Genomic DNA, 24,245 nt, shown 5'->3' with positions numbered 1-24,245 from the left:
CATTTCGATTGTCCACGGCGGAACGAACAATCCGGCCGAACAATTAGAAAGGCTAGTAAACGGCTGCTAGGGTGGAATCCGGTCCTGAGGCAGGGTCACCCAGGATTCGTTGGTTCCGGTTACGATTCTGGTTCCCGAACACAGCTGTTCAGCGGAGCCCGCGGCCGCCGTCGCGGCCCTCGAGAACGGAAAGCGGTCACGCCGTATGGCATTGATCAGGAACGTGATGCGCCGCTACGACGCGCGGTCCATGGCGACGCTGATCTCCACCGGAGGAGTACTTCCCCTTCCGCTCATCGCGCTGCTCGCGCCCGGAACCGTGAAATCCGGGATGATGATCGTCCTGACGGTGATCTGGTCGTTCATCGCACTGGTCTTCGCCATCACCCTCTTCCGCCGGCGCCTCACCGACCGCGAGTTCGCGATCCTCGGCGGACTCGGCATCGCCGGCATCGGCGGCACGTCTCTGATCCTCGCCGACCCGAGGACCTCCGCGCTGGTCCTGTCGATCGTGGCCGTGATCCCCGCGATCGGCGCGATCACCGCCTCGACGCGACTCACCCTGTCCCACCTGGGTGTCGCTCTTCTGTGTGCGGCCGTGGTCCTGGGGCTGACCGCGTCGTCGACGGCGGCGTTCCTCATCGGCTTCGGCGCGACGGCCGGCGTGATCGTCGTGCCGGTGTTCCTGGTCATGACCCTGCGCCGGTCGATGGAGGCGGTGCTCGACCAGCAGACCCGGCTCTGCGGGATCGACCCGCTCACCGGGCTACTCAATCGTCGCGGCTTCCTCATCCGGTCGTCGCAGCTGCTGTCCGCGGCCCGGTCGTCCACGGGGCGCATCGGCGTCCTGCTGGTCGACGTCGACCACTTCAAACGCATCAACGACCAGTTCGGGCACCTCGCCGGCGACGGCGTCCTGCTCGCCGCGGCGGCCGCCATCCGCGAGCACGCACCCGTCGGTGCGGAGGTGTGCCGCTACGGCGGCGAAGAGTTCCTGCTGTTCCACGTCGTCCGCGACGAGACGGAGTTGCGGCACATCGCCGATCGGCTGCGCAGCGCGGTCGCCGCGACCGCACCGGTGACCGTCAGCGTCGGCGGGGTGTGCGCACCGATCCTGTCCGCCCGGGCCTCCGACGCCCTCCCCACCGACGACGTCATCGGCGTCCTGCTCGGAAACGCGGACGACTGCGTCTATCGGGCCAAGGAGATGGGCCGCGACACGACGGTCCTCGACTCGGTCCCCCCGATCCTGTGGCACGACGGGACACGCAGTGCGCATGCCGACGCCGACCCGCCCGCGTCACCGCCGTCGGCGAGCCTCTACGAGGTCTTCTACCAGCGTCCGGACGACCTGGTGGACGCCGAGAGCCGGTCCGCGAGCCGGTGAGGCGACTGCGCCTGCAGGATGTCGGCCTCCATGCGCATACGCCGCCACGTCTCCGGGCTGGTGCGCTCGCGCAGCCGGGCACGATCCCACCACATCAGCCGGGTGCGATAGCGCTCGTCGGGAAAGGGGGTCGGAGGGACGGATTCGTCGACCCGGCCACCGCCGGACTCCCAGCGACGCAGCACGTGGTCGGCGGCGGTCGCCATCATGTGGTCGGTGCCCGACATCTCCATGATCACCAGGCCCAGGCGCGACAACTGCGCGGCGACGGACCTCGCGATCGGCGACCGTTCGTCCACCCAGGCGGTCTTGACCTCGACGACCCCGCCGGCCAGCCGAGCCTCGATGGCGTTCACCAACTGCACCTGACCGGGGCGGCCGGCCCACTCCACCAGCGCGTGGGACTGCGCCGCAGCGGTGAACCGGGGCTGCACCCGCAGTCCGCCGCACACCCGGTCGGCCTCGTCGAGCACCGCGAAGAACAGCGCGGTCCCGTCGCCCGGGAGCACCTCGTCGTAGTCGAGTGCGGCGGCGCACCCGTGGCGGTCGTAGGACTTCGCGGCGCCGTCGAGATACTGCTGCCACAGGCCGCTCTCGCGGCGCGGCGCAGAGGCGACGACAGTGTATTCGGCGCAGGCCTCCGGCGCGTACCCCCGGAGCACGCCGGTGCGCAGCTCTCCACGAGCGGCTTTCGTCGATTTCATCGCAGGATTACGCCTTCCACGAAAAGGGAGAATTCGTCGCGAGATCTCCCCTGACCCCCGCAGCAATGTTGCCACAGCGCCGGTTTCGTGCACGTTCACACGTCCACGACCCCGCCGAAAATGCGTGCCAACAACCCCGGTTGGCAGTCACAGATCGGGTGGGCGAACATGTCCATATGCACTCCGATCCGGCCGCCGGCGGCTCCCCTTCCCCCGAGATCGCTTGCTCCGCAGTCGTGTACCTGGCCTCACGGATCCCGGATTCCGTGACCGCCGACCCATCGCTGGAGATCCTCGACATCACCGGGCAGACGACCCGCGCGCTCGGCGAGATCCTGCCCGCCGCAGAAGCCGAATCATACGGCGAAGAGCCGCGTTACGCCCACTTCCCGTGGCGCCGTGCGTTGGTGAGGATCCCGGGCCCGAAGGCATTTCGACGACTTCGGCTGGATCGCAATCGACACAAACTGACCGCGGCCGACCTGGATTCGGCCGGGAAACTGCGTATCGGAATCGTGGGTCTGAGTGTCGGCCATGCCATCGCGCTCACCCTGGCGCTGGAGGGATTGGCCGGGGAATTGCGTCTCGCCGATTTCGACGGCATCGAGCTGACGAACATGAACAGGATTCCGGCGACGCTGATGGATATCGATCAGAACAAAGCCGTGGTGGCGTCGCGCCGGATCTCGGAAATCGATCCCTATCTTCGGACAAAGGTGTTCACCGACGGGCTCACCGGAGAGAACGTCGACGAATTCCTGGACGGACTCGACCTCGTCGTCGAGGAGTGTGATTCGTTCGACGTGAAAGTGCTGGTGCGCCAACGCTGCCGCGACCTGCGCATCCCGGTGCTCATGGAGACCAGCGACGGCGGCACCCTCGACGTCGAACGCTTCGACCTCGAACCCGACCGGCCGCCGTTCCACGGGCTGGTCGGCGATCTGCGCGTCGAGGATCTCGTCGGCCTCGACCGCGCGCAGATCACGCCGCTCGCGGTCAAGATCCTCGAACCGGAGAGGGTCACCGCGTCGATGGCCGCCTCCGCGATCGAGCTCGGTCACACCGTCACCGCCTGGCCGCAACTGGCCGGCGACGTCCTGCTCGGCGGCGCGACGGTGGCCGCGGCGGTCCGACGTCTCGTGCAGGGGCGGCCGCTGCCGTCCGGGCGTGTGCGGTTCGACCGCGACACCTGGCTCGACGGACTCGATGATCCGCTCGCCCCCGCGGTTGTCCCACAGGGGGATTCCGTGGACGCACCGGCGGTCGCACCCGTCGAGATCTCCCCCGACGAACTCTCCGACATCGACCTCATCGCGTATGCCGCGGGACGTGCCCCCTCACCCGGCAACCAGCAGCCGTGGCGGATCGTCGTCGACGACGACGCGGTGACGATCGAGGTGGACGAGGACCGGACGTCGACGCTCGATGTCGGACACCGTGGTTCGGCGGTGGCGGTGGGCGCCGCGCTGTACAACGCCCGGATCGCCGCGGCGGCGCGCGGGGTCCTCGACGACGTCGAGATCGTCGCCGACGGCCGGACCGTCTTCGGGCGTGTCCGGCTCAAGGGGGTCGGCGCCGGTGTCGAATCGCCGGACCATCGCGCCGAACTGGAGGCCGTGCTCGCCCGCGGCACCCGCCGGGGCCCGGGTGACGGTTCGTCGCCGGCGGCCGACGATCTGGTGCGTCTGACCGATGTCGCCGACACCGACACCACCCGCCTCGTCGCGCTCACCACTCGAGAGCAACTCACGGCGTTCGGGTCGATCGCCGCGCGCTCCGATCGCGTGCGGTTCCTCACCCCCGATCTGCACCGGGAGATGTTCGCCGAACTCACCACGGACCCGGCGTCTCCGACCGGGATCGACGTCGCATCGCTCGAGTTGCCGCCGGCCATGGCGGGGATGCTCGACGTGCTCGCCCGCGCCGACGTCATGGCGCTGCTCGATGAGTGGGATGCGGGTACGGCCCTCGGCGCCGACGCGGCGGCGCGGGTCGCCTCGGCGTCGGCGGTCCTGATGGTGGTGCAACGCGGCACCGACCCCGCCGACTACCTGCGGGCCGGCGCGGTCATGGAGCAGGTGTGGACCGAGGCCGAACGCCTCGGTTACGCCGTGCACCCGATGACACCGACGTTCCTCTATGCGCCCGACGACGCCGCGGCACGCTCGTTGTCGGCCGGCCACGGCGACGAGCTGGTCGCCCTGCGACACGAGCTCGGCGAGTTGTGCCCGGTCGCCGACGGCGAGGCGATCACGATCGTGCTGCGACTGTCGCGGAGTACGTCACCGGCGGTGCGCAGCCGGCGTCTGCCTGCCGCGCCCGTCAGGCCTGCCCGGGGTTGAGCTTGATGAACAGTGCGTCCATCTCGGCGCACAGCCGGTCGCCGTCGTGCATCGTTCCCTTGATGAAGACCTTGCGGCCCTCGATCCGCTCGGCCCAGGCGCGCACGCGCAGGGTCTTGTTGAGCGGGGTGATCGAACGGTATTGCACGTTGAGGTAGGCGGTGCGGCTGACGTGCTGGATCGCGACCGCCGACGCGTAACCGCCGATGTCGTCGAAGGCGACCGCGATGTGACCGCCGTGGGCGGCGTTGTTACCGCCGAGGTGGAAGTCGCGGAAGACCAGGTCGGCGACGACGCCGGTCTCGGTGACCTCGACCACCTCGTAGGGCGGGAGGGTGATGTTGCCGCGGGATGGCAGGTCGATGCGGGTCCCGGCGGGTGAATGCCATTCGTCGATGCGGACGGCGGCGAGCTTCTCGTTGACGACGGTGAGATGCTCGATCAACTCGTCGACGAGGTCTCCCTCGGGACAGGCGTACCGCGCGTTGTCCATGAGCAGCCGGACCTGCTCGCTGAACTCGGCGTACCGAGGGCCACCGCGTTCGGTGGTGACCGCGGTGTGGGCGCGGAACCCACCCTCGTGCGGATCTTCCTCTACGGTTTCGACAGCACGATCGTTGGCTTCACTCACCGGTCAACCGTATAAGAAGACCGAACGCGCCATCGGATGCGGCCTGCCCGGGCCGGGTCAGCGGCTCGTGCGATCGCGATCGGTCACCGATCGTGATCTGGCCGGCGATGCTCGGCGAGGTCGATGTGGGCCCCGCCGTGATCGGCGAGCCCCCGCACCGACCCCGGGACGAAATCCGGAACGCCCCGCGGTCCTCGTTCCTTCTCGTCGCGGATTCTCACCGCTCGTCCGACGATGAAGGCGACCACCGCGGCCAGGATGCACCAGGCAACCGCGACGACGAGAATCCACCCCCAGATGTCCATGACACCCACCTAAGCACCACGAACTGGGAATTTGCTGAAAACGACGAAGATATACCACCTCGTTACCGTCGTCACGATCGGCTCTGACCAGGTCATTCGACCCGGTGGACGCCCTCGACGGACCGGAGGGGACACCCCGATCTTCGACCGACCCGGCCTCCACCTCCGACGCAGCGGACGCCGGCCGCGTCACTAGGCTGAGCGCATGACAGCGACCGACGACACACGTACCGCCGACCAGCCGTTCGACCCGTCCCAGTGGGCTGAGGTACCCGGGTTCTCCGACCTCACCGACATCACCTACCACCGGCATGTCGGGAAGGGCCGGGAATACGGCATCGTGCGGATCGCATTCGACCGCCCGGAGGTCCGCAACGCCTTCCGGCCCCACACCGTCGACGAGCTGTACCGGGTCCTCGACCACGCCCGTCGCTCCCCCGACGTCGGCACGGTGTTGCTGACCGGCAACGGCCCGAGCCCCAAGGACGGCGGCTGGGCATTCTGCAGCGGCGGTGACCAGCGCATCCGCGGCCGGTCCGGCTACCAGTACGCGACCAGCCACGACTCCGACGTCGAGGCCGCCGGCGCCGACTCGATCGACGAGGCACGCGTCAAGGCCGAGGGCGGACGCCTGCACATCCTCGAGGTCCAGCGCCTCATCCGCACCATGCCGAAGGTCGTCATCGCCGTCGTCAACGGCTGGGCCGCGGGCGGCGGGCACTCTCTGCATGTGGTGTGCGACCTGACGCTCGCCTCCGCCGAGCACGCCCGCTTCAAGCAGACCGACGCCGACGTGGGCTCCTTCGACGCCGGTTACGGCTCGGCCTACCTCGCCAAGCAGGTCGGGCAGAAGTTCGCCCGGGAGATCTTCTTCCTCGGCGAGGCCTACGACGCGGAGACCATGCATCGCATGGGTGCGGTGAATCGAGTTGCTCCGCATGCCGAACTGGAGAACGTCGCGATCGAGTGGGCACGCAAGATCAACGGCAAGTCCCCCACCGCGCAGCGCATGTTGAAGTTCGCGTTCAACCTCACCGACGACGGCCTGATGGGCCAGCAGGTCTTCGCCGGTGAGGCGACGCGCCTGGCCTACATGACCGACGAGGCCGTCGAGGGCCGGGATGCCTTCCTGGAGAAGCGGCCTCCGCGGTGGGACGACTTCCCGTACTACTACTGATCACCGGCGCGTGCAGCGGTGACTCCCCTCGATCACTCCTTCGGCCCGCACGCCGGCACGTCGACCGTCACGGTCGGGTCGTCGACGAGCGGCTGGACCGGCACCTCGGCCTCACCCTTCGCGGAGGTCGGTTCGTCGATCTTCAGTGTGATCGTGGCGGTTTCGCCCGGCGCGATGCCGACGCGGGTCGAGTAGTACGGCCGCCCGTGCAGCGTCTGCTCGACGTAGAAGGCACCGCCGTCGCCGAGCGTCATCTCCTTGAGGACCGCGCCCTTGGTCGTCAGGAACTCGACGTTGGCGAGATTGGTGCCCTTCTTCACGTCGAGTTCCGTTCCGAGACCGCCCGCCTCGTAGTCGGTGAGGTCGGTCTGTTCGAGGGTGTTGGTGAGCCTGACGGTGATGACCGACTCGCGGGTGTCGCCGCTGCAATCGCCCGAGGTGTAGGAGATCTCGCGGCGTAGGTGGTAGTCGAGCTTGGTGCCCGACGCATTGCCGATCGCGACCTGCAGATACGGGGAGTCGGTGTCGGAGATCTGGTGACCGAGGTTCGTGGTCTCCAGGATCTCCTGCTCCTCGGCGTGGGTGCTGTAGACCATGATCCGGCGTTCGTGGACGCCCCGGCCGAGGGCCTCGAGCAGGTCGCGGGTGTTCGCACCCGAGTTGACGAGCTTCTTCACCACGGCCTGCGAGATGTCCTGCAGGTACTGCTTACGGGCCCGGTTGTCGTCCGCGAACCGCTTGTACGCGCTCGACAGGGTGATCGGCACGACGTTGTCGGCGGTGATCTTCTCCCCGTTCGCCGACGTCACCGGACCGACGACCTCGAGCACGTAACTCAGTGCGATCGGGTCGACGGCGATTGCGCCGTCGAGGCGCTGCCCGGTCTGGGCCTTCCAGTTGGCGATCCAGATCTGTGCGGCGTCCGGGAAGTGGGCGCTGAGGTTGCCGTTCCGGAAGTCCGTGTACGGGTGGTAATAGGAGTAGATCGCGTCGTACTCCGGGCCCAGGTCGACCTGCGGGGTCCGCGGGTCGCGGAACTCCGAATTCGCCCCGAGTTCCGGCACGCTCACCCGGCCGCCGGTCGCGTTGAGGAGGCCGAAGCCACCGACGAGCCCGCCGGTTCCGCGCGCCTCGGACGGGGTCTGGAACGCCATGAAATAGTTCCGCGGTCCGGTGGAACCGAGCATCGGCGGCAGCAGTTGCGCGGCGATGTCGGTGGCCACGAGGGTGGCCTCGGCGGCATCGACCTGTTCGGCCAACCGGGTCCTCGCGTCGGCGACGACGCCCAGCCGGCCCGGGTCGATCGCGGCGACGTCGTCGGCGACCTCGACCGACCGGGCGGCGACCTCGGCCAGCTCCGGTTGTGCCTCGCGAAGGAGCCTGAGGTTCACCGTGTTCCCGGTGCGGAGGGCGTCCGGGTCGAGGACGTGCGCCAGGTCGGCGGCCGGGATCAGCACGTCGGAGGCCAGGTCCTCGACGGCATCGCTCATCTGCTGCACCGCCTTCAGCGGCGTACCCAGCCACGGGATCGCCGCGACCGTCGACCAGAGGACGCCGTGCGCGCGGTCCGACGCGGCGCGTGCGCTCTCGGCGGCGGCCTCGGCCGCGGCGCTCGCGCCGTCCTTGTCGCCGCCGAGCATGAGCGACCGCGCCCGCGATGCGTCGGCGCGGACCGATTCGAGGTCGCTCTTGACCTGTAGTGCCGAATGGGCGAGCCACGCGATCGCCGCGGCGACGAGCACCACCACGACGACGAGGACCTGAACGGCCCGGTTCCCGGCGATGCGGCGGATCATCGGATCTCCCCTGTGTGCTCGGGCCGTCCGGCGTTCCCGATCGGCCCCGTGTTATCCGTCGACGCCGTGTACTCCGTCGGCGCTGTGTTGTCGGAGGACACCGACTCGGCCGCGTGGTGCGTGGCCAGCCAGGAGGCGACGACCTCCACCTTGGGTTCGATCTCGGCGAAGACCCGGTCGAAGTCCTCGCGGGGACGCCCCATCGGGTCGACGATGTCGAGCTGCGGCGAGTTCGGATCGATCCGTCCGCGGCCGGCGATGACCTCGGGCAGCGGGCCGAGGTCCGACAGCGTGACGAACTCGGTGAGGGTGAAGACCCGCTTCCAGCGCGCGGGCGCCATCTGCTGGGCGGCGGCCCGGTGTGCGCGGCTCATGCACAGCACCAGATCGGCCGCGGCGAGCATCGGCGGACGCAGGTACCGGGACTCGAATCCGCTCGCGTCATAACCGCGTTCGGCGAGCACGGCCGCGGAGTGCGGATGGATCGGCTGACCGTTCAGGGCGCCCACGCCGGCACTCGCGGAGGTCACCTCCAGCGCCTTCCCCTCGGCACGCATCCGGTCGACGAGCCCGCCCAGCACCCGCTCGCCGATCGGCGAGCGACAGATGTTGCCCGTGCACACGAACAGGATCGACATCGCCGCTGACGGCTCGGTCACCATTCCTCCTCTAACAACCAGGTCTCGAACGATTCCGCGAGCCGACGCATCACGTCGGGCTCACCCATGCGCGCATGCGTGACCCCGGCGGACACCACGTCCACCCGGGTCCTCGAATCCCCGACCGCACCGGCCCAGCGGCCGGGTTCGGGATTGTCCTCCGCGACAACGTAGACGACCCTGCCGACGCCCACGCCCGCGTCGACGGCACCGAGGTCGTGGGAACGCACCGCGTGCGCCAGCGTCCGGGTCCGTTCCTCGAAACGGCGCAGGGCGTCGGGGTCGTACCGCCGCGCCAGGTCGCGCAGCGGGTGGTCGTCTCCGAGCAACTCGTCGTCGGGCACGTCCCGCAGCTCGTCGGGGGCCCGGGAGTCGAGGATCAACAAGGTCGCGACCTCGGCGCCCGCGTCGACGAGTTGTCGCGCGATCTCGTGGGCGAGATTGCCGCCGAGCGACCAGCCGACGAGGTGATACGGCCCGTCCGACTGCCGCTGCCGGATCGACTCGACATGCAGCGCGGCGATCTCCGCGAGGGTCGAGGGCAGTTCGCGGCCGGCGAGCACCAGTTCCGGCAACTGCAGACCGAGAACCGTCACGCCCGGCAACGCCTCGGCGAACGGCCTAAACGGCTCGACCACGCCGGCCGCCGTGTGGACACACCAGACGATGCGCTCTCGCTCCCCCACTCGCGGATGTCGAGACAGCGGCACCACCCGCAGGTCGGAGATCGGCGCACCGGACGCCCTGGCCTCCAGGAGATCCGCAACCTCGGCGGGCGTGCGGTGAGCGAACAGCTCGGCCACCTCGACCCTGACCCCGGTGCGTGTCGACACCTCGTCACGCAGGGCGACGAGGGCCAGCGAGTTGCCACCGAGCGCGAAGAAGTCGTCGTCCATACCGACCTGCGCCCCACCGGACACATCATCGTCATGCCGGCGGAGCACCGCGCGGAACGCATCGCGAACCGTTGCCTGCGTGACGTTTTCGGGCTGTCTCGTCGACGACGACCACTGCGGTTCGGGGAGCCGGCCCCGGTCGATCTTGCCGGCACCGGACAGCGGCAGGTCGTCGAGTTCGACGACGCGGCTCGGCACCATGTGCCGCGGCAACGTCGCCCGGCACACCGCGAGCAGATCCTCGGCGGGAGCCTGCGAGACCACATAGGACACCAGCGCCGGGCCGGCCGGACCGTCCCGCAGCACGGTGATCGCTCGGTCGGCGCCGGCACGCACGAGGACCGCGTCGATCTCGGCCGGCTCGACCCGCTGACCGCGGATCTTGATCTGCCGGTCGGCGCGTCCGACGTAGACGAGTTCGCCGGTGTCGCGGTCCCAGCGCACCAGATCGCCCGTGCGGTAGCGGCGTCGTCCGTCGGGTGCGGCGACGAAGGAGGCCGCGGTGAGCGCTGGGTCCCCGAGATAGCAACGCGCGACACCGGTTCCACTGACATAGAGCTCGCCGACCACGCCGGGCGGCACGTGCCGCAGCCGGGCGTCGAGGATCTCCACACCGATGCCCGGGCGCGGCGAGCCCAGCCGGATCGGCTCGCCCGGGCGCACCGCGCTCGTGGACACGGTCACGGTGGTCTCGGTGGGGCCGTAGATGTTCATGACCCGCGCGTGCGCCGACCACGCCTCGGCGAGATCGGCGGTCAGCGCCTCTCCACCGATGTAGACCAGCCGCAACGTCCGGATCGTCCCCGGCCGCATGGTGCGCATCACCGACGGGGTCGCGGTGAAGACGCTGACCCGGGTGCGGTCGAGGAAGCCGGCGAGATCGTTGCCGCCGACGATCTCGGCCGGCACCACGACGAGGGTCGCGCCGGTCGCGAGCGGGAGGAGCATGTCGTGGAAGGTGGCATCGAAGCCGGGGCTGATGGCCATGCCGACCCGGTCGTCGGAGCGGACGTCGCCGAGGGCGGCCACGCGGTGCACGCCGCGGTGTGGAACGCCGACGATGTTCGGGGTTCCGGTCGTGCCCGAGGTGGTGATGACGTAAGCCAGCGAGTCCGGGGACACCCGCGCGACCGGTTCGGAGGCAACGGGTCCGGCGGGCCGTGCGGGGATGTCCGACGGCCGGATCGGCGTGGCGCCGGCTCCGGCCGTGACCTGGTCGATGCGGGCGATCGGGTAGGTGACGTCGACGGGCACGCAGGTCCCGCCGAGACGGCTGACCGCCCAGACCGCGACCACCGATTCGATCGAGCGCGGGATGACCACCGCCACCGCGTCGCCGGCACCGATGCCCCGGTCGCGCAGAGCGCGGGCGGTGACCGAGACCCAGGCGTCGAACTCGCGGTAGGTGAGGGTCCGGTCTCCGTCGGTGATGGCCGGACGATCGCCGTGGGCCTGCACCGCCTCGGCGAGCAGGTCGGCGAGCAACGGCTCGTTGCCGGTGGGCGGGGCGGACCGCGCACGGAGACCGACGAACTCGCGTTCGGCGACGGTGAGCGGTTCGACCCCCGCGACACGGCGCTCCGGTGTGTCGACGACGGCCACGAGGGCGGCGGTCAGACGTTCGCCGAGTTCGTGGATCACGTGGTCGTCGAACAGGTCTCGCGCGTGATACAGCCGAAGCCGCCATCCGTCCCCGGAACGCACTGCGACGATGTGCACGTCGAACTCACTGTGCGAGTCCGGCACCGCCTGTGCAGCGTTCGGGTTCGCCGCCGGCGGCCCGGCGAGCGCTGCGGTCGGCACCGTCGCATCGATGACCGAGAACGCGACCTGGACGAGCGGATGCCGTCCGGGGACGCGGGGCGGGTCGACCAGGGCGACGACGTCGTCGAACGCGATGGCGGCGTGGTCGAGCGCTTCGAGATCGGCGTCGCGGACCTGCTCGATCAGCTCGCCGAGGGTCGTCGCCGTGGTCAACCGGGTGCGCAACACCACCGTGGAGGTGAGCATGCCCACGGTGCGAGCGCTGTCGTTGTCGCGGCGCATCGATGCCGGGGTCGCGACCGCGATGTCGTCGATGCCGGTCTGCGCGGCGAGGGCGAGTGCGGTCGCGGCGTGCAGGATGTGGAACCCACTCGCCCGCGAGCGTCGCGCGGCTTCCGAGATCTGTTCGGAGAGTTCGTCTCCGACCCCGATCTCGATCATCGAGGTGCGCAGGTCCCGAACGGCGGGACGGCGGGACGCGAGGTCGAGCTCGCCACTGTAACCGTCGAGCGTCCGCCGCCAGTGGTCGAGTAGGTCGGCACGCGTCGCCTGTTCGTCGGCGAGCATGCGACGGGCGAGAACGTCGAACCCGACGGGAGCCTCGTCGAGGACCTCCCCGCGCAGCAGTGCGGCGAGTTCGGATTCGACGATCGCCGCCGATTCGCCGTCCATCGCGATGTGGTGCGCCACGAGCACCACCGCGACCGGGGCCGCGGTCATCGGAGCGGCGTCCTCCGGGGTCCCGCCGACCGAGGCACCGCCGGCCGGGACGTCGTCGGCCGGCACACCACCGACCGGGACACCATCGGACACCAGCCACACCCGGACGGGCGGTTCCCCGGAGAGGTCGAACGGCGTGGCGAAGTCTGCGGCCGCGAGATCCTCGAGATCTCCTGTCGTCACGCGCCGGATCTCCGGGTGCCACCCGGCGACCACCCGCTGACGCGGCCCGTCGGGGGTGGCCGGGTAGCGGGTGCGCAGCGCGGGGTGCCGGTCGACGATCCGCTCGACCGCGGCGACCACCTCGTCGTCGGTCGATCCAGGCGCCACCGGGACGACGACCGGGACCGAATAGATCGGCACCGGGCCGAGCAGCTGGGCCGCGACCCACATCCGCCGCTGGGTCGGGGCGAGCGGGACGTCCGAGACGCCGCCGCCGGTCCCGGTCGGAGCGGATTCGGCTGCCGTTTCGGTGTTCTCGGTGACCGCGCGCTGTGCGATCAGGGTGGCCACCGCGGCGGCCAGGGCCTCGGGCGTCGGGTTCTCGAACAGCAGGCGTGTGGGCACGCGTACGCCGAGGCTCCGGCCGAGCGCTGAGGTGACGCGGGTCGCCGACAGGGATGTGCCGCCGAGAGAGAAGAAGTCCCCGGACGCCGAGGGCGCAGTGCCCGGGAGTTCGAGCACCTCCGCCATGATCGCGGCGATCCGGCCCACCAGGCCGGCGGTGTCGGCGCCGGCCCCGCGGGCGGCGGCGGACGCTGTCGTCTGGTCGTCGGTCTCACCTGCCCGGTCCGGCTGTCCGAGGTCGGCGGTCACCGCCGGGATCTGCCCGAGGTCGGCGGTCACCGCCGGGAACGGTTGCGCCGCATCGGTGATACCGGTCAACACATCGGTGTATGCGTCGAGGAACCCGCTCGCGACGGCGCGCGGGATACGCGCCGAATGGACGAGCGTGATCCGAAGGTCGTGGTCGCTCTCGGCGAGGACGACCTCGATGTCGTACTTGGCGTCGACGGTCTCGACCATGTCGTCGATCACCCTCGCCGTGGCTGGTTCGGGTGGGCCCGCGTCACCAGTGGACGGCCCCCAGAGGGTGACCGCGCCGGCGAGGTGCGGGACCACGTCCTGGCTGACCAGCAGCACCGAGATGAGCGGGTCGTCGCCGTCATGCGCATCAGGGCGGACGGCGCGCGCGACGTCCTCGTACGGGACGTCGCCGTGCGCGAGCGCGGCCAGCGCGGTCTCGCGGACGTGCTCGACGGCGTCGCCGACCGGGGCGGCGGGGTCGAGTCGAGTGCGGAGGGCGACGGTGTTGACGAACATGCCGACCACCGACTCCCATTCGACGGCGGTGCGTCCGTGGACCGGGACACCGACGACGGCATCCCACCGGCCGGTCACCCGGCCGATGGTGGCCGCGAGCGCCGCGTGCGCCACCTGGAAGACGGTGGCCGACGACCGCTGCGCGATCGTGTGCAGGGCCTCGGTGTCGGCGACCGTGGCGGTGAGCCGTCCGGAGCCGGCGCCGATCGCGTCGTCGCGGCGTCCGGGGAACCGCACCGGATCTCCCGCGTCGGCGAGAACCGCTGTCCAGTAGCGGATCTGACGTGCGTACAGGCTCGCCGGGTCCGCCGGGTCGCCGAGCCGCGCGATCTGCCACTGGGTGAAGTCGGCATAGGTGAAGGCCTCGTCCGCCGCGGTCGAGAGGCGTTCACCGTCGTAGGCACGGACGAGGTCGTCGAGCAGCACCCGGATCGACCAGCCGTCGACCGCGATGTGGTGGAGCACCGCAGCGAGGTAGAGGTCGGTGTCCGCGGGGCGGTCGTCGCGAGTCGCCGCCCCGGACGCGACCGGCTCGAACACCGCTGCCCGGAAGCCGGGTTCGGCCTCCAGGTCGAAGGGCTCGCGCAGGTACTCGGTGATCCGTTGCCGGAGTATGGTTTCCGCGTCCCCTGCCGCGTCGACCCGCACCAGCTCGTGCGACAGCACCGGGCTGCGACGTTCGATGCGCCGCTGGACCGGCCCGCCCCCGGTGTCGGGGTAGACGGTGCGGAGCACCGCATGGGCGCCGACGACCTCGTCGACGGCCTTGCGGAGTCGAGCGACGTCGACGCGCCCGCTGACGCGCAACACCACCGGCACGTGGTACGCGGTCGACGTCGGATCGAAGTGGTGATGAATCCACATGCGCCGCTGCGGATATGCCAGCGGCAGCAGGTCGGGCACGGGTAGGCGGGCCGGCACCGGCAAGGCTGCAGACGAGGCGGCGTCCACGGCTTCGTCGACGCGGCGGGCGAACTCCCGCACGGTCCGGGCATCGAAGAGCGAGCGGACGCCGATGCCGGCACCGGTCGCCGACGCGACACGCGAGGTCACCTGGGTCGCGGACAGCGAGGTGCCGCCCTCGGCGAAGAAATCGGAGGCGGCGTCGAGAGCACTCACCGGACGGTCCAATATCTCGGCGAAGACACGCGCGACGAGCTCTTCGGTCGTGCCCGTGAGTGCGCGGCCGTCGGTTTCCGCCGCACCCGCGCCGGCGAACGCGGGTTCTGGCAGGGCCGCGACGTCGATCTTGCCGTTGCGCCCGATCGGCAACGCGTCGACCCTGACGAACGCGGCCGGGACCATCGGACGCGGAAGCCGTTGCGCGAGATGCCCGGCGAGGGTCGCGGAGCCCACCTCGGCCCCGGGTTCGGCCACGACCCACGACACCAGGATCTTCTCCCCCGCCGCGGTGGTGCGGGTGTCGGTGACCGACGCCGCGACGCCCGGCGCGGTCGACAGCGCGGCGTCGATCTCGGCCGGTTCGAGGCGGACGCCGCGGACCTTCACCTGGTCGTCGGTGCGGCCGTGGATCACGAAGGTGCCGTCGGGACGCCGGTGCACGAGATCACCGGTCCGATACATGCGCCCGCCGGTTCCGGCGATGTCCGGGAGGAATGCGGTCGCCGTGGCGCCCGGATCGTCGAGGTATCCGCGGGCGAGACAGTTCCCGGCCAAGTACAGCTCGCCGACGGTGTGGTCGGGCACCGGCCGCAGCCGTTCGTCGAGCACGTGCATGGTCACGCCGTCGAGGGCGTACCCGATGTGCACGGGCCCGGCCGGCGCGTCGATATAGCGGGCGCTGCAGACCGCGACGGTCGCCTCGGTCGGCCCGTACTCGTTGCTGAGGGTGCCGGTGCGGGTCCATTCGCGGACCGCCGCCGCGCCGAGCGGCTCACCGCCGACCGCGACGTGCCGCACGCCGGGGACCTCCTCTGGACGCAGGGTCGGCAGCACCGACGGGGTGGTGAGCAGGACGGTGACGGCCTGATGGCGCATCAGGTCGGCGAGGTCGTCGCCGGCGATGACGTCCGGTGGGCAGATGATGATGGTCGCGCCCGCGATCCGGGGTGGCAGGACACCCATCAGATGAGCGTCGAATCCCGTTGCGTACGTGTGCAACACACGATCATACTCGGTCAGACGCAGGCGCTCGGCGGTGTCGCGCGCCCATCCCGCGAGGCCGCGATGGGTGACCTGTACGCCCTTCGGGACGCCCGTCGTCCCCGAGGTGAAGGTGAGATAGGCGACGTCGTCGAGCCGCACCGGGCGCACGCGTTCGGCACTGTCGAACGGTGCGCCGTCGAACCGTGCACGGTCCGGTGTCTCGCGCTCCGCGCCCGTGGCCCACCCCGCGAACACCTCGTCGACGGCGATGACGGGGATTCCGGCCGCGCCGGGTTCCGGCGCTCCCGCGATGGTGAGGACGGCGACCGGACGGCACCGACGGATGATGTCGCGACGCCGTTCGTCGGGGTCGGCCGGATCCACGTTGACGAAGGCGGCGCCGGCCCGCGCGATCGCACCGGCCGCGACCACCCCGAAGACCGAGCGCGGCAGCGCCGCTACCACGACGTCACCGGCGCCGATGCCGCGGGCGATCAGCACGCGCGCGAGACAGGTTGTGGCGCGGTCGAGGTCGGCGTTGCTCAGTTCGGGACCGAATCCGGGGATGATGTGGCGGTGATCGACGACCGCGGTACGCGACGGGTGGTCGGCGAGTCCCGTCGTGAGGAGGTCGGCGAAGGTCTCCGGCGCATGCCCCGGTTCGGCGACGGTGTCGTCCACCGGCGCGGTCAGCTCCGCGATCGTCCGTTCCGGTGCGGCGACCGCCCGCCGCAGGGTCTCGACGACCAGGTCGCACAGGGCGTTCAGACGGTCGGCGTCCGCGACGGCGTCGGTGCACGTCATGGTCACGTGCAGTGCGCCGCCCTGCCGGTGCATCGACACGTCGATACCGAAGAGCGGGACCCCGAGGGCCGCGAACCCGGGAAACCGATCGGCGATCGCGTCGGGGACGACGCCGAAGGACACCTCGAACAGCGGGGTGCCGGCGCCCGCCCGGCCGGGATCGGCGATCTCGGCGATCTCGTTCAGCGGCAGGTCCGCATGCGCGAAGGCCCCGAGGTCGACCTGGGTCACCCGGGCCATCAGTTGGTCGAACGTGGCATCGACGTCGACGGGCGTGTGCAAGGGGACCGCGCGCGCGAACAGGCCCGGGACCCGGATCACCGCGGGATCGAGCCGTCCGGACAGCGCGGTGCCGATGGTGACGATCTCGGCGCCCGACTGCCGCGCGAGAACCGCGGCGAGGACGGTGTGAACGGCGACGAACGGGGTGGATCGTCGGCCGACGGTGAGGTCGTCGAGTGCCGCGGTCGTCCCGGGGTCGAGCGTGGCCCGGGCACGCAGCACGGTCGCGCTGCTGCTCGCGCCGTGCCCTGCCTGCAGGTTCACCTCGCGCAGGCGCAGCGGTTCGACGGGACGCGAGAACGCCGTCCGCCAGTACGCCGCCAGCTCCCCGCGGCGCCGTTCGAGCACCTCGGTCCGCCACAGCGCGTACCTGCGGTAGTCGACGCCGGTGTGCTCCGGCAGCGAACCGGTGAGCGCGGCCCGGAACTCGTGGGCGAGGATCGCGAAGGACTCGCCGTCGGCGGCGATGTGGTGGATGACGCCGAGAATCCAGTTCCGCCCGTCGATCTCGGCGATCCGGACGCGCCACGGCAGCGTGGTCGCGAGGTCGATCGGGGTCATCAGTGCCGCGAGCGCATTCGGCAACCGTTCGGCGCGTTCGGCGATCCGGCCGCCGAGTTCGCGCTCGAGGTGCGCGAGAACCTCATCGTCTCCAAGCCGTTCGAGTACCGGCTCACGGTCACGCGTCGGGAAGACCGTGCACAGCGCATCGTGACGGGTGACGATACCGGACAACGCTTTCCGGATCTCGTCCGCCGTGGCGTCGACCGGCAGCGCGATCGGGAGCAGGTAGCCGGAGAACTCGGGTTGGGTCCGCCACCGCAACCAGACGTCCATCTGCTCGGGGGTGAGCGGGAGGTCGGCCGGGAGGGCGCGGTCGTCGGCGAGCAGCGGAGGGTGCCGCCCCTTCGACGTTCCCGCCGAGAGGGTGTCGCGCCCGGGCCGGACTATTCGCGCCGCGAGCCCGGCGACCGTCGGATGTGCGAAGACATCGGCGACCTCGACCCGGTGTCCCATGCCCTCCAGGGTCGCCGCGAGACGAGCCGCCGAGAGCGATGTTCCGCCCGCGGCGAAGAAGTTGGTATCGGGACCCATCACCCCGACGTCGTCACCGATCACCGTGCGCATCGCCGACGCGACGGTCTCCTCGAGTGGATCAAGCGTCCGGGCGGGGGCCGGTGTTGCCCCGGCGACCTGATCGAAGAGTTTGTCCCGGTCGATCTTTCCGGTGCGGGTCATCGGCCAGCCGTCGACGATCGTGACGCGTGACGGGATCTCGTGCCGCGGCAGGTGTTCGGTGCACACCGCCAGGATCGACGGCTCGTCGAGCGCGTCGAGGACGTCGAAGTCGGCGAGTCCGTCCTCGGTCACGAACGCGAGGAGCTGTTCGTCACCGGGCTGCCGGCCCGGACGGACCAGCACCCGCGCATCACCGACGCCGGGCACGGAACGCAGGACCGAGACGATCTCGCCGAGCTCCACCCGGAAGCCGCGGATCTGGATCTGGTCGTCGTTTCGTCCCAGGTATTCCAATGTGCCGGGCGCGACCTCGCGGACCCGGTCGCCGGTTCGGTACATCCGCCGCCCACCGCCCGACGGGTCGGCGACGAAGCGCGCCGCGGTGAGGCCGGGCGCGGCCAGATAGCCGAGCGCCACCTGTTCCCCCAACAGGTACAACTCGCCGGCTGCTCCGGTGGGCACCGGCCGCAGCTCGCGATCGAGGATCATCCAGCCGACGCCGTCGAAGGCCGTGCCGATCACGCTGCGGTCGTCGTCGAGGTCGACATCGGTCGCGGTGAGCACGACGGTGGTCTCGGTGACCCCGTACATGTTGATCAGCCGGGTGTTCGGATGTTCGCAAGCCCAGGTGCGCAGCGCTTCGGCGGCGAGGGACTCACCGCCGAAGATCACCGTGCGCAGCGACGACAGCTCCGATCGGGTCGTCACGGCGGCCAGGCCGGCGAAGGCGGTCGGCGTCTGGCACAACAGGGTGATCCCGCGCCGCTCGACGGCGGCGGCCATGGCCCATGGGTCGCGGATCGTGGGGAGATCGACGACGGCGACGGTGCCGCCCGAGGCGAGTGCACCGAGGATCTCCCAGACCGAGAAGTCGAACGCGTAGGAGTGCGTCCACGCCCACACGTCTCGCTCGGTCGCGCCGACGATGTCGAAACCGGCACCGAGCAGGGCGGCGAGATTCTCCCGGCTCACCACGACGGCCTTGGGCACACCGGTGGACCCGGACGTGTGGATGACGTATGCGGCGCCCGGCATCGGTTGTGCGCGGCGCAGTCCCGGCCCCGGGGAGATCTCCGGGCCGTCGCGCACGATGACCGCCGGCGCGGTGCCGTCGAGGATCACCTCCCTGCGTTTCTGCGGGAGGTCGGGGTCGATCGGCACGTAGACGGCGTCGGCCATGAGGGCCGCGACGATCGCGACGACGGTGTCGAGGCCGCGCCCCATGAGCAGTGCCACGCGGTCCCCCGGGCGCACACCGCAGCGGTGGAGCTCCCCGGCGAACGACCGTGCGCGGTGCACCAGTTCGCCGCGGGTGAGGCGGGCGCCGTCGGAGACCACGGCCGGGGCGTCGGGCCGTCGCAGCGCGTGCGCGACGAGCGCCTCGACGGGGTCGATCAACGCCGTCGTGCGGGCGGGCGGCTCGTGGATGCGTCCGGCCGGCAGGGCCTCGACGACACGGCGGTCCGGGTCGGATGTGCCCAGCTCCGCGACGGTCGTGACGAAGGTGTCGAGGATGCGTTCGGCGGCGCGGACGTCGACGCGCTGTGCGGCGACGGTCAGGGTGACCGACAACCCGGATCCGTCGTCGATCAGAGTGAACTCCAACGATGTTCGGGCGTCGGCGGTGCGCAGCGTCCGGCCGGAGGCGATCTCGGCCGTCGCGAGGTCAGGGGTCGCGGGATGGTAGGCGAAGATGACGTCGGCGAGACCGGTGGGTGCGCTCGGCGCATGGGTGACGACACCGTCGAGGTCGTCGCCCACGTTCCGCAGGGCGTCTCCGACGCGGCGCGCCCGTACACCGGTGACCCGGACCGGCACCGTCTCGACGAACATGCCGACGGGCCGGAGCTCGTCGCTGGTGCGTCGTCCGGCCACCGGCATCGACATCACGATGTCGTCGGAGTCGGTGTACTCGGACAACACCGCCGCCAGGGCAACGCACAACAGGGTGTTGAGGGTGGCGCCGGATGCGCGGGCGAGGGCGGCCGCCGCGTCGACGGTCTCGCGGCCGATCCGGCGGCCCGTGTGCACGGCCGGTCCGGCGGTGAGTCCGAGGGCACCGGCCGATGTACGGGCCGGTGCGCGGGCCGGTTCGGGAAGAGCGAGCCGTTCCGGCGTGTCCCGGAGGTACTTCGTCCAGAACACCTGCGCGCCGGGTGAGTCCGGCGCCTCGTGAGGGCCGCGATCCTCCAGGACCGCGCTGAATGCCACGGCCTCGGTGTCCCAGGCCGGTTCCCGTCCGGCAGAGCGGGCCGCGACCGCGTGGGCGAAATCCGCGAGCACGATGTGCAGGGACCACTCGTCCACGGTGATGTGATGGGCGACCAGGACCATCTCCACCGGGTCGCGGGTGTCGTCGACGACCGCACGCCACGGGACCTCGGTGCACAGGTCGAAGGACGCCGACACGGCGAGTTCGACACCGGCGGGGTCGAGGGTCGCGCCGGTGATCGGGGCGGCGGCTGCGGCCTCGGCGCGCGGACGGACCCGGGCGACCGGACGGCCGTCCACCTCCGGGTACCGGGTGCGCAGTGCCTCGTGACGCTCGGCGACATCGATCAGCGCCGCGCGGATCGCGCCGGCGCCGACGCCCGGCACGAACGACAGCCGTACCGCGAGGTGGTACACCGTCGCCCGCGGGTCGGCGCGGTTGAGCAGCCAGATCTCCTGCTGGACGCGAGTGGGACGGAAGGTGACGGTGCCGTCACCGGTCGTGGTGCGACGCGGTGCGGCCTGTTCGACGACGGCGGCGATATCGGCGAGCGTCGTCGCCGCCAGCAGTCCGGCCACGTCCACCACGACGCGCAGCCGGGTGCCGAGCAGGGTCGCGAGCTGCATCACCCCCAGAGAGGTGGCGCCGAGTTGGACGAGCTCGTCGTCCATCGACGGGTCGGGCACACCGAGCACATCGGTCACGGCCTCGGCGACGACCTTCTCGACCCCGGTGACCGGGGAACGGTGGACGCCACGGAGTTCCGGTGTGGCGGCGATCATCTCGGCGACACGGGCACGGTCGACGGTCCCGGTTGCATCGCACGGCAGGCGATCGACGATCACCACACGCCGCGGTCGCGTCACGACGGGGACCTCCTCGTCGACCCGCCGGCGGACGGCGGCCCGGATGCGTTGCGGGTCGATGTCCTCCCCGGCGGCCGGACCCACCGCCCCGTCGTCGGCGAGGATCGCGACGTCCAGGCCGGCGGCGGTCGCCACCGCGACCGCGTGGCGCACGCCGGGGACCCGCGCGGCCGCACGGTCGAGGGCGGCCAGGTCGAGTTGTACGCCCGTCCCGGACCCGAGGCCGACCGTGACGAGGTCGACGGCGCGACGGTCGACGACGAGCATCCCGGTGGCCGGGTCGAAGTGGCCCCGGTCGCCGGTCCGCATCATGCGCGTACCAGGACTCCACGGGCAGGCTACGAAGGTGGTGGCGGTCCGGGCGGCGTCACCGGCGAACCCGGCGGGCAGGAGGACCCCGGCGACGTGGATGTCGCCGGTCACGCCCGCCGGCACGGGACGCAACCGGTGGTCGAGGACCGCAAGCGCGGTTCCGGGTGCCGGTGCACCACAGGGGATTCGGCTATCCGATTCGGTGCCCGGGGCCACCCGTCGGGAACGGGTGAACGGACCGAGGGTGCCGAGCGGGACGTACGGGGTCGTCACCTCACGCCCGAACGCGAGGCGGGCCACCACCGCGGGCGGGGCGTCGTCGGCGACCACCAGGATCGAGGTCTCCGGACCGCGGCCGTCGTGGCGCAGCAGATCGGCGGTCGTGGCGATGACATGGGTCGGCGGTGCCGCGACGCCGGCCGGGGCACCGGCAGGGACGAGCCGCAGGCCGTGCGACGCCGCGGCCACGATCTCCAGGTGCGCCGCCCAGGACATCGCAGGGGCGCCGAAGGACAGCCGGCCGTGGTCGAGATCTCCTGCCGGGGCGTCGAAGACGCCGGTGGTACTCGGGGCGTCGAAGACGCCGGTGCTATTCGGGGCGTCGAAGACGCCGGTGACGACGAGGGCGGCCAGCGCACGCTGCGGCACCGCGACCGTCCGGGGGCGGCCGGCCGCCCCGGATGTCGTGACGTGGCAGGCGATGTCACCCGGCGCGGGCGGTCGTCGAGGTGTCGGCGCCGGTGCGGCCCCGGCGATGTCATCGAGGGTCATCACGCGGTACGTGCCGTCGACGTCCCCGGCGCGCGGCACACCGATGACGAGCGACGGGCGCGCCACCTCGGGCAGGTCGCCGAGGCTCTCGCAGGCGGGCCGGTCGGGATCGAGCAGGACGACCGCCGCGCCGGCTCGTGCGACCGACCACCACGCGACGAGCCGCTCCTCCCCCGGCGGTAGGGCGATGCCGACCGCGGCGCCGGACCAGATGCCGAGGGCGTGCAACCGGACGGCGAGATCACCGGCGCGAGCATGGATCTCGCCAAAGGTCGGCGGCCGCGCGGGCCCATCGGTCGCCGTGCACTCGATGGCCGGGAAATGAGCGTGTCGTGCAACCGCTTCGGCGAGCGCCTCGGGGACGGTCGCCGGGTGCCGCCCGATCTGCGCGCCGCTCGCGGCGGGAACCGGGCGGTCGAGGGACAGGTCGTCGACCAGCGTGTCCGGGGCGTCGACGAGCGCCTCGGCGAAGCGGGAGAGCATCGCGACGAACTGCCGGTGGTGTTCGGCGAGTTCCGCGTCGTCGTACCGGTTCGGGTTGGCCTCCACACCGATCATCAGCGCCGCGTCCCGGTCCTCGCCGGCGACCGGGAAGATGTTCACCGCCATGTCCTCGGCAGGTCCGACGGTGATGACGTGGAAGGTGCCGTGAGCTTCCCCACACGGGAACTCCCTTTGGAACAACATGAGATTGAGCATCGGCCCGGACCGCTCCGCGGCGGCGGTCCGGCGCGCTCCGCGGCCGGCGTCGGAGTCACCGAGAGCAGTGTCGGCCCAGATGTCCTCGCCGCGATACCGCTGGTGACGCAGCGCGCCGAGCAGCGCCGCCTGCGTGGTGGCCAGCGCCTCGGACACCGTCGCCCGGCCGACGACCCCCGTCCGCAACGGCACGACGTTCGACACCGGCATCGGGGTCGAACGCAGCGCCGCGGTGGTGCGGGCGGCGACCGGGAACCGGAAGATCACCTCGTCGCCGTCGGCGGCCGCCCGACACAGGTAGGCGGAGAAGGCCGCGACGATGACGTTCGGCAGGATCGTCGAGCGTTCCTCGGCCGCCCGCCGCAGCGCACGCATCGTGGCGTCGGGCAGTCGTCCGGAAACACGGCGAGAGACCGCTTCCGGGCGTCCCCGTCGATGAGCCAGGGTGATGGGCGTTCCCACGCCGGCCATGACCTGCCGCCAGTACTCACGGTCGGTGGCGAACCGCGTGGAGGCGCGGTACTCGTCGTCGGCGCGTGCCGGCAGACCCAGATCGACCGGCACGGCCGGCGGCGGCTCGGCGCCGGTGACGGCGGCCGTGTACGCCGCGAGTGCCTCCACCATCCGGTCCTTGCCCCCGACGCCGTCGGAGAGCAGGTGATGCCCGCGGTTGTAGACGAGGAACTTCTCGTCGGCGAGCCGGAACAGGCATCCCCGGGCCGTCCGGTCGACGCGCGGGTCGAGCGGTCGGGCACAGTCCTCGCGCATGATCGCCTCGGCCGCGGCCATGGGGTCGGGACGGTCCCGCAGATCGACGACGTCGGCCCAGTAGTGGAGCGACGGGTCGTAGACGCCCACCGGCCCCTCGTCGGTCTCCTCGAACCTGATCTGGGTGAACTTGGCGCGGCGGACCACCTCACTGGTGACGTGCTGGAACAACCCGATATCGATCGGCCCGTCGATCTCCACGTACTGGGCGATGTTGATCGGGACGTCGAGCGCGGCCTGCTGGGTGTACCACAGCCACCGCTGGGCGGCGTTGAGCCGGAATCGATGCGCGCCTGCGGCGATGTCGTCCGTCTGCTCGTGGGGCTCGGGGGACGTCGGGTCGGTCACGGTCGGACCGCTCCCCGCTCACCCCGTCCGTCGGGCCGGGACCTCATGGGGCACGCCGGCCGTCGAATCCACCCGGCCCGTGAAGTGCACCCGCCGGCACCCCGGTACCCGGACCTCCGCAGCGGAATCCGCTG

The 24,245-nt window shown here is 71.2% G+C and carries 9 protein-coding genes; 3 read left to right on the top strand and 6 right to left on the bottom strand.

Annotation, left to right across the window (positions count from 1 at the left end; genetic code table 11):
* Nucleotides 1-205 precede the first annotated feature (205 nt).
* The gene (locus ABFT43_RS03190) at nucleotides 206-1,387 is read left to right on the top strand and encodes a GGDEF domain-containing protein (RefSeq protein WP_347958939.1); all 1,182 of its coding nucleotides are present in this window, start codon (nucleotides 206-208) and stop codon (nucleotides 1,385-1,387) included.
* On the opposite strand, the gene ABFT43_RS03185 is transcribed toward ABFT43_RS03190, so the two are convergent.
* Nucleotides 1,333-2,091, bottom strand: coding sequence for a hypothetical protein (locus ABFT43_RS03185; protein ID WP_347958938.1), 759 nt, complete (start codon nucleotides 2,089-2,091; stop codon nucleotides 1,333-1,335). The genes ABFT43_RS03190 and ABFT43_RS03185 overlap by 55 nt on opposite strands.
* 176 nt (nucleotides 2,092-2,267) lie before the next feature.
* Here ABFT43_RS03185 and ABFT43_RS03180 point away from each other — a divergent pair, with 176 nt between their 5' ends.
* A complete protein-coding gene (locus ABFT43_RS03180) occupies nucleotides 2,268-4,433 on the top strand; it encodes an Rv1355c family protein (protein WP_347958937.1) in 2,166 nt (721 codons plus the stop codon).
* Here ABFT43_RS03180 and ABFT43_RS03175 read toward each other — a convergent pair.
* Together ABFT43_RS03175 and ABFT43_RS03170 are read right to left on the bottom strand one after the other, a co-directional pair.
* A complete protein-coding gene (locus ABFT43_RS03175; protein WP_347958936.1) occupies nucleotides 4,414-5,064 on the bottom strand; it encodes a PaaI family thioesterase in 651 nt (216 codons plus the stop codon). The genes ABFT43_RS03180 and ABFT43_RS03175 overlap by 20 nt on opposite strands.
* Nucleotides 5,065-5,147: 83 nt before the next feature.
* Nucleotides 5,148-5,369: a hypothetical protein gene (locus ABFT43_RS03170; RefSeq protein WP_347958935.1), complete on the bottom strand. Its 222-nt coding sequence runs from the start codon at nucleotides 5,367-5,369 to the stop codon at nucleotides 5,148-5,150.
* A 205-nt stretch (nucleotides 5,370-5,574) separates the two neighbouring features.
* Here ABFT43_RS03170 and ABFT43_RS03165 point away from each other — a divergent pair, with 205 nt between their 5' ends.
* Nucleotides 5,575-6,546, top strand: a complete 972-nt coding sequence (locus ABFT43_RS03165) for a 1,4-dihydroxy-2-naphthoyl-CoA synthase (protein WP_347958934.1) — start codon at nucleotides 5,575-5,577, stop codon at nucleotides 6,544-6,546.
* A 32-nt stretch (nucleotides 6,547-6,578) separates the two neighbouring features.
* Here the strand turns inward: ABFT43_RS03165 and ABFT43_RS03160 are convergent, their stop codons facing one another.
* From ABFT43_RS03160 to ABFT43_RS03150, 3 genes are read right to left on the bottom strand one after another with little or no spacing between them, the layout of a single operon-like run.
* Nucleotides 6,579-8,342 carry a DUF4012 domain-containing protein gene (locus ABFT43_RS03160; protein ID WP_347958933.1) on the bottom strand — a complete coding sequence of 588 codons (1,764 nt, stop codon included), beginning with the start codon at nucleotides 8,340-8,342 and terminating at the stop codon, nucleotides 6,579-6,581.
* Entirely contained in the window at nucleotides 8,339-9,001 is a 663-nt protein-coding gene (locus tag ABFT43_RS03155; RefSeq protein ID WP_457590090.1) for an arsenate reductase/protein-tyrosine-phosphatase family protein, read from the bottom strand. The genes ABFT43_RS03160 and ABFT43_RS03155 overlap by 4 nt, the downstream gene beginning before the upstream one ends.
* Nucleotides 8,998-24,111, bottom strand: coding sequence for an amino acid adenylation domain-containing protein (locus ABFT43_RS03150; protein ID WP_347958932.1), 15,114 nt, complete (start codon nucleotides 24,109-24,111; stop codon nucleotides 8,998-9,000). Before ABFT43_RS03150 ends, ABFT43_RS03155 begins: the two co-directional genes overlap by 4 nt.
* Nucleotides 24,112-24,245 lie beyond the last annotated feature (134 nt).

The organism is Gordonia aurantiaca, from assembly GCF_039939235.1.
GTDB lineage: Bacteria > Actinomycetota > Actinomycetes > Mycobacteriales > Mycobacteriaceae > Gordonia.
The sequence above is the reverse complement of the archived record's forward strand: the minus strand, read 5'-3'. Positions and strand labels throughout refer to the sequence as shown.

What these genes read in the sequence shown, in the direction of transcription:
- ABFT43_RS03190 (WP_347958939.1), top strand. Translation starts at nt 206, where the DNA reads ATGGCATTGATCAGGAACGTGATGCGCCGCTACGACGCGCGGTCCATG.
- ABFT43_RS03185 (WP_347958938.1), bottom strand. Translation starts at nt 2,091, where the DNA reads ATGAAATCGACGAAAGCCGCTCGTGGAGAGCTGCGCACCGGCGTGCTC.
- ABFT43_RS03180 (WP_347958937.1), top strand. Translation starts at nt 2,268, where the DNA reads ATGCACTCCGATCCGGCCGCCGGCGGCTCCCCTTCCCCCGAGATCGCT.
- ABFT43_RS03170 (WP_347958935.1), bottom strand. Translation starts at nt 5,369, where the DNA reads ATGGACATCTGGGGGTGGATTCTCGTCGTCGCGGTTGCCTGGTGCATC.
- ABFT43_RS03165 (WP_347958934.1), top strand. Translation starts at nt 5,575, where the DNA reads ATGACAGCGACCGACGACACACGTACCGCCGACCAGCCGTTCGACCCG.
- ABFT43_RS03160 (WP_347958933.1), bottom strand. Translation starts at nt 8,342, where the DNA reads ATGATCCGCCGCATCGCCGGGAACCGGGCCGTTCAGGTCCTCGTCGTC.